This window comes from Colwellia sp. BRX8-4 (assembly GCF_014077345.1).
Classification (GTDB): domain Bacteria; phylum Pseudomonadota; class Gammaproteobacteria; order Enterobacterales; family Alteromonadaceae; genus Colwellia_A.
Genome location: NZ_JACGVS010000046.1, coordinates 1 through 5868, shown reverse-complemented (window position 1 = coordinate 5868; position 5868 = coordinate 1). Strand labels below are relative to the sequence as shown.

5 protein-coding genes and 4 tRNA genes are annotated in these 5868 nt (G+C 38.6%); all 9 read right to left on the bottom strand.

Translation table 11 applies throughout. The features are described 5' to 3' along the window. Positions 1-203, bottom strand: a 203-nt coding sequence (locus tag H4J56_RS19200) for a GTP-binding protein (protein ID WP_259364653.1), incomplete at its 3' end; no start/stop codon positions are given. Between the two features lie 67 nt (positions 204-270). After that, positions 271-346: transfer RNA gene (locus tag H4J56_RS19195), tRNA-Thr, on the bottom strand. 13 nt (positions 347-359) lie between these two features. Continuing rightward, a tRNA-Gly gene (locus H4J56_RS19190) sits at positions 360-433 on the bottom strand. A 24-nt stretch (positions 434-457) separates the two neighbouring features. Further along, positions 458-542 (bottom strand) — tRNA-Tyr (locus tag H4J56_RS19185). A 25-nt stretch (positions 543-567) separates the two neighbouring features. Then, a tRNA-Thr gene (locus tag H4J56_RS19180) sits at positions 568-643 on the bottom strand. A gap of 152 nt (positions 644-795) precedes the next feature. Next, on the bottom strand, positions 796-1512 hold the full coding sequence (locus tag H4J56_RS19175; protein ID WP_182243637.1) for a type III pantothenate kinase: 717 nt from the start codon (positions 1510-1512) through the stop codon (positions 796-798). Continuing rightward, a complete protein-coding gene (gene birA / locus H4J56_RS19170; RefSeq protein ID WP_182244802.1) occupies positions 1509-2519 on the bottom strand; it encodes a bifunctional biotin--[acetyl-CoA-carboxylase] ligase/biotin operon repressor BirA in 1011 nt (336 codons plus the stop codon). Before birA ends, H4J56_RS19175 begins: the two co-directional genes overlap by 4 nt. Positions 2520-2521: 2 nt before the next feature. Next, positions 2522-3547, bottom strand: coding sequence for a UDP-N-acetylmuramate dehydrogenase (gene murB / locus H4J56_RS19165; RefSeq protein WP_182259801.1), 1026 nt, complete (start codon positions 3545-3547; stop codon positions 2522-2524). A gap of 127 nt (positions 3548-3674) precedes the next feature. Continuing rightward, complete coding sequence (locus H4J56_RS19160; RefSeq protein ID WP_182259800.1) at positions 3675-5840, bottom strand: polysaccharide biosynthesis tyrosine autokinase; 2166 nt, start codon at positions 5838-5840, stop codon at positions 3675-3677. Positions 5841-5868: the final 28 nt, after the last annotated feature.

Genomic DNA, 5868 nt, shown 5'->3' with positions numbered 1-5868 from the left:
ATGTGAGAAGTATTGATTGTAATACCACGCTCACGCTCTTCAGGAGCATTATCGATTTGTGCGAAATCTTTAACTTCACCACCGTGTACTTTAGTTAATACTGCAGAGATAGCAGCTGTTAAAGTAGTTTTACCGTGATCAACGTGTCCGATAGTACCAACGTTTACATGCGGTTTTAAACGTTCAAATTTTGCTTTAGCCATTATGTAATGCCTCTGAGATAAATTAACAAAAATAAAATAAATTTAGTGAGATAGAAATCTTAAGGAATGGTGCTGATAGGCAGATTCGAACTGCCGACCTCACCCTTACCAAGGGTGCGCTCTACCAACTGAGCCATATCAGCAATCACTTAAAGATGGAGCGGACGGCGAGAATCGAACTCGCAGCTTTAGCTTGGAAGGCTAAGGTATTACCACTATACGACGTCCGCTTTTCTATCTTCATTATTGCAAAGTGGTGGAGGGAGGTGGATTCGAACCACCGAAGGCTGAGCCGTCAGATTTACAATCTGATCCCTTTGGCCACTCGGGAACCCCTCCAATACTTTTACAACAATTTTATTAATGGTGCCGACTGCCGGAGTCGAACTGGCGACCTACTGATTACAAGTCAGTTGCTCTACCAACTGAGCTAAGTCGGCACTACATTAAGTGGTGCGAATTCTAGTGGAATGTTTTCTCCCTTGCAAGCGTAAAAACAAAAAAAAACCATGTTTTTAACCATTTGATGTTTTTTTAATCGCCTAACGTTAAATGTTGCCACAAACTGGCGATATAATTTGCCATAAGCGAATTAGAATCGTTGCATGCCGATAAAGACTAGCTCATCAATAATGTAATGTTGCCTGTTTAATAAAGCCGCTATTTTTTTAGCGTTACCGCCAGTAAGTAATACTTTATCTAATGAGACTTGTTTATTAGCTTGCTTGATACCTTGTTCAATAAAACCAAGTGTTGCTGCCCAGCAAGCATTATTGACACCGTCAGAGGTACTTTTACCAAAAGAAATGTTGGCCTGATGTTCTTGAGTTGCCAGCACTTTTGTAGTATTTGATAAAAGACTATTAAATAATATATCAATACCTGGCAAAATCCACCCACCTAAATGTATGCCCTGACTATCGAGTAAGTCTATGGTTGTCGCTGTTCCCGCGTCAATAATAAGGACATTCTCATCTGGGTACAAAATATTAGCCGCCAGTAACGTCAACCATCGATCAATACCTAACGTTGTCGGTTGTTGATAGCTTGAAGTAACGCCAAAGCGTTTGCTTTCACTGTTTACTATGTGCAGTTCAATATTATGCTGCTGAGCATAGGCTATAAAGACCTCTATAATATAAGCTTCGCTAACACTCGCAACGACGATAGATACCACTGATTCAGTGATACTTGATAGCCACTTTTCATTAATGGTTTCATTTCTTTCACTTTGAATTATTGATAATTCACCTTGCTGCTCAAAAGTGTATTTGGTGCGAGTATTGCCAATATCAACTAATAACCTCATGTGTCAGCCCTCAAGCTAACTTCACCACCATAAATAGGACTAATTTGGCCATCAACTTCTAACAATAAAGCTCCTTGGTTATTAATGCCTCGACAAATACCTTTCTTTTCACGCGTGCCGGTGATTAACCTTATCGGTTTATTGATATAATAATCTTGTTTGGCCCACTCATTGGCCATAGACAACAACCCTTCATGTTGATGCTGCTGAAGCCTTAATGAGAGTTTAGAAATTAACGTTGCAGCTAAAACATTTCGGTCAATCGTATTAACCGCGTTATTTTCATGCTCGGTGGTACTTTGAATCATAGCTTTTTGCAAATCTGTCCAAGGTTGATCGACTTGTTCTGCACTTTTTTGGGGCATGTTAATATTTAAACCAATACCAATAACACAGTGACACGGTTCAAGAGCTTGCCCATCCAAATCAATAAGGATACCAGCCAGCTTAACCCCGCCAAAATAAATGTCATTGGGCCACTTTAACTGCACATCAATTTGATAAAGTTCTTTTACTGCATCGCTAACCGCTAGAGCCGACACGACACTTAATCCCATAGCTGCCGCCATACCTTGCTCTAAATACCAATACATCGACATATATATATGTGAACCAAAAGGTGAGATCCACTTACGACCGCGTCGACCCCGCCCTGCATCTTGATATTCAGCTAAACAGACTTGCAAATTATGATTTTGATTGGGTAAACGACGCAATAAATAACTATTGGTTGAGTCGATAATATTATGCACTTCGACTTTGTTTTTCTGACCCAATGCACTTAACTTGTATTGAATTTCTTTTTCATCTAATAGTGTTAACGGTTCAGATAATTTATAGCCTTTGCCGGTAACACTATAAATATCAAGCCCCATTTCAATTAGCGAGGCGATATGATTAGATATTGCTGCGCGACTCACCCCTAGCTGCTCACCTAACCATTGCCCAGAAACAAATTGTCCATCGGCTAAATATTGTATTAATTGCTCTCGTATTGCTTTGGCCATGATCAGTTTATAGCTCCTAAGGTAACTTCGCCCTGCTCACCGAGCATTCTTACTTCTGGTTGCAGCATAATGGCAAATAATGCTAATACGGTTTGCTGTACATGTAGGGCTAAATTTTTGATATCTGCCCCGCAGGCCGAATCAATATTGGTTAGCACTAGCGCTTGCTTATTATGCACAGCTGCACCGTTGAGTTGATAACCTTTAAGCCCTGCTCTTTCAATTAACCAACCTGCTGCTAGCTTAACAGTGCCATTATCTTGTTGATAAGCCGCAATTTCTGGATGGTTACTTTTTAATAATAAAAACTGCTCAGCGCTAACCACAGGGTTTTTAAAGAAGCTGCCAGCGTTTGGGATAACCTTGGGATCAGGTAACTTAGCATTTCGTATGGCAATCACGGTATCCATAATAACCCTAGCATGACTATTTTTGGGCAAGGTGTTTAATCCTTGGTAATTCAGCTTAGGCTGCCAGTTTTTTGGAAAACGTAAAGTAATATCTGTGATGATACCTTTATTTTTTAAAGCATTTTTAAAAATACTATCGCGATAGTCAAATTGACATTGTGCCTGAGTTAACTGCTGTGATTTATTTTTAGCAAAATAAAACCAAGTTACACTTTCAATAAAATCAGCAATTTCAACGCCATAAGCACCAATATTTTGTACTGGAGCAGCGCCAACACTGCCAGGAATAAGTGCTAAGTTTTCTAGACCGTTAATGCCTTTATCAATACAAAAGCATACCAAGTCGTGCCAATTTTCACCGCAAGCGGCATTGACCTGATAATATTCTTCTGTTTCATTAACATGAATCCCTAAAAACTCAGGCTTAATAATTACCGGTGTAACACCCTCGACAAAAAGCGTATTACTGCCCGCGCCTAAAATATAAAACGGTTCGCTAGTCACCGCTGCTAATAATTGCAGATCTTGTTCACTATTTGGATAATAAATAATGGGTGTCGTTGCATAGACTGCAAAACTGTTATTTTTTTGTAGGGAAAATTGTTGGCGTGATTTCATATTATAAGCAGAAGTACTTGCTGGTAAAAACTTACTCTTATTCTACCGCAGTTTTCAATAAGCGGAAGAGGTTAATATTGAGAAAAAGATTAACCCTGTTTGCGTACCGGTAATTTAACAATGTTTATTAACCTTGTTTACGTACCGGTAATTTAACAATGTTATTGGCTCGTTCGTTGTAATACTTGTTTTGATATTTATCAGCATCTATGCTTTGGCTATGGTTGATTATGATGCCCTCGATGGGTGCATTGACTTGCTTTAGCATACGTAAACCTGTGGTAATTTGCTCTCGTTTCGTTTTTTCACCATGAACAACATACAAAACCGTTTCAACTAATTTAGAAATAATAGCCGCATCACTCACAGCATTTACCGGTGGTGTCTCAATAATAATTCGGTCATAAAAATTACCAAAAACTTTAATGAGCATATTAAGGCGCTTCATTGATAAAAAAACTAGCGGATTAGCCGGAGAAATACCCGAGGTTAAAATATCTAACTTTAAGTTTTTATCGCGGATAATACATTCATTAATTTGATGTGTTTTCGCTAATAAATTTGATAATCCTGGGCGATGTGGACTTAAATTCATATTTTTTGCTACGGTCGGATGTCGCATATCCGCTTCAATGAGCAAAACCTTTTCCATTTCACTAAACGAGCGGGCTAAATGTAGTGCTATAGTAGACTTTCCTTCATTTGGCACCGAGGATGTTATTGCAATCACTTTAGCTGGCTTACTTTCGCCATTAAACAATAAAGAGGTTCTTAACGTGCGCACCGCTTCGGTAAAGCGATTATCGGTGTAATAGGGATCATTCTTTTTTTCAGCACTTGGCGCTTGAAACTTTGGTAAAATAGCGAGAACAGGTGCTTCGGTAAAGCTATCAAGTTTTCGACGTGAATTTAACGTATCCATTGATATCTCACGCATAATGATAATTATGGCAATAATCGCAAACGATAGCATAAAACTCATAATCACTATGAGGGCTTTTTTCGGGGCGAATCTATCCGTGGGTATAATCGCTTTATCAATAAAACGCACGTAAAAGTTTGCTTTATAATTACCCATAGCGTCAGTCTCTTTTAAACGGACTAAATAGTTATTATAAAGTTCTTTATTGGTATCAACTTCGCGCTGCAATTGTGAAAATTTATTTTGTAAACGGCTCAAGCGTAAGTAATCTACTTTCGCAATTGCCAAACGATTATTCGTTGCTTTAACTTTTTCAGAAGAGTTTAGGTAATCTTTTTCAATAGATATTACAATTTCATCAACGAGCTGTACGATACCTTTTTGTAATGACTCTAGCTCTGCTTGCACCGCTATACGTTTGGGGTGCTTGGGCCCGTAACGCTTGGAAAGCTCAAATATCTTACGTGCTGCTTTTTCATCGGCACGCCTTAATTGTACAAGATCACTTTGCTGACTGATTTCCTGAAGTTCCAGAAGTTGCGCGGTATTTTTTCGACGCTTTTGCATACTTTGGTAAGTTACTTCTAAATCATCTTTGATTTTTTCAGCTCGTATTGCTGAAGAAGTTAACTCGGTTAACTCAGAGCTAACTAAGCCAGCAATCCCTAAAATATCAACAATACCTTCCGCTTCACGGTATTCTTGTAGTGCTTGCTCTGATGTTTCAAGCTTTTTCTCTAACTCTTCAAGTTGGTCAACAAGCCACTGCGACGTTGATTCCTTTGACGCGCTATGGATTTCATCTTGGTATTGAAGATAAGTGAGACCGATTTGATTAGCGACTTTTTGTGCTAATTGAGGTGAATGAGCAGCAAAACTTATTTTAACAAGTTCGGTGCTCGCTATCGGAGCGATAGTTAAACGACTTTCAAAGATTGAGATTAAGCTACTGACCGTTGGTCTACTAGTCCGCTTTCCTATGTCAGCGAAGAAGCTTATTTTGTCATTGTATTTACCACTATTAAATTCCTGATGTTCAACCAAATTTAAACTAATAATAACGCGCTCAGCAAATTTTCGAGACTTTAATAATTCGTACTGGGTTTTAACTTGCTCTTTACTGGCGCTAGATTCATTAAAGGCGTCATTAATCGATAAAGTATTAGCGGGTTTATTACTGCCTATTTGTAAAATAGCCGTGGCTTTAAAGGAAGGCTTGAGCAACGAAACATAAAAAGAAACCATCAGTGAAACGAGTAAAGTAAAGAAAACAATCTGCCAACGTCGAGACCAAAGCGGTCTTAAGACCTCTTTTAAATCTATCTCTTGGTTTGGGGCATTAAAATTTACGCTTTGATTATCGTTTAACATTACTGCTCATTATTATTTGCAAAACCAC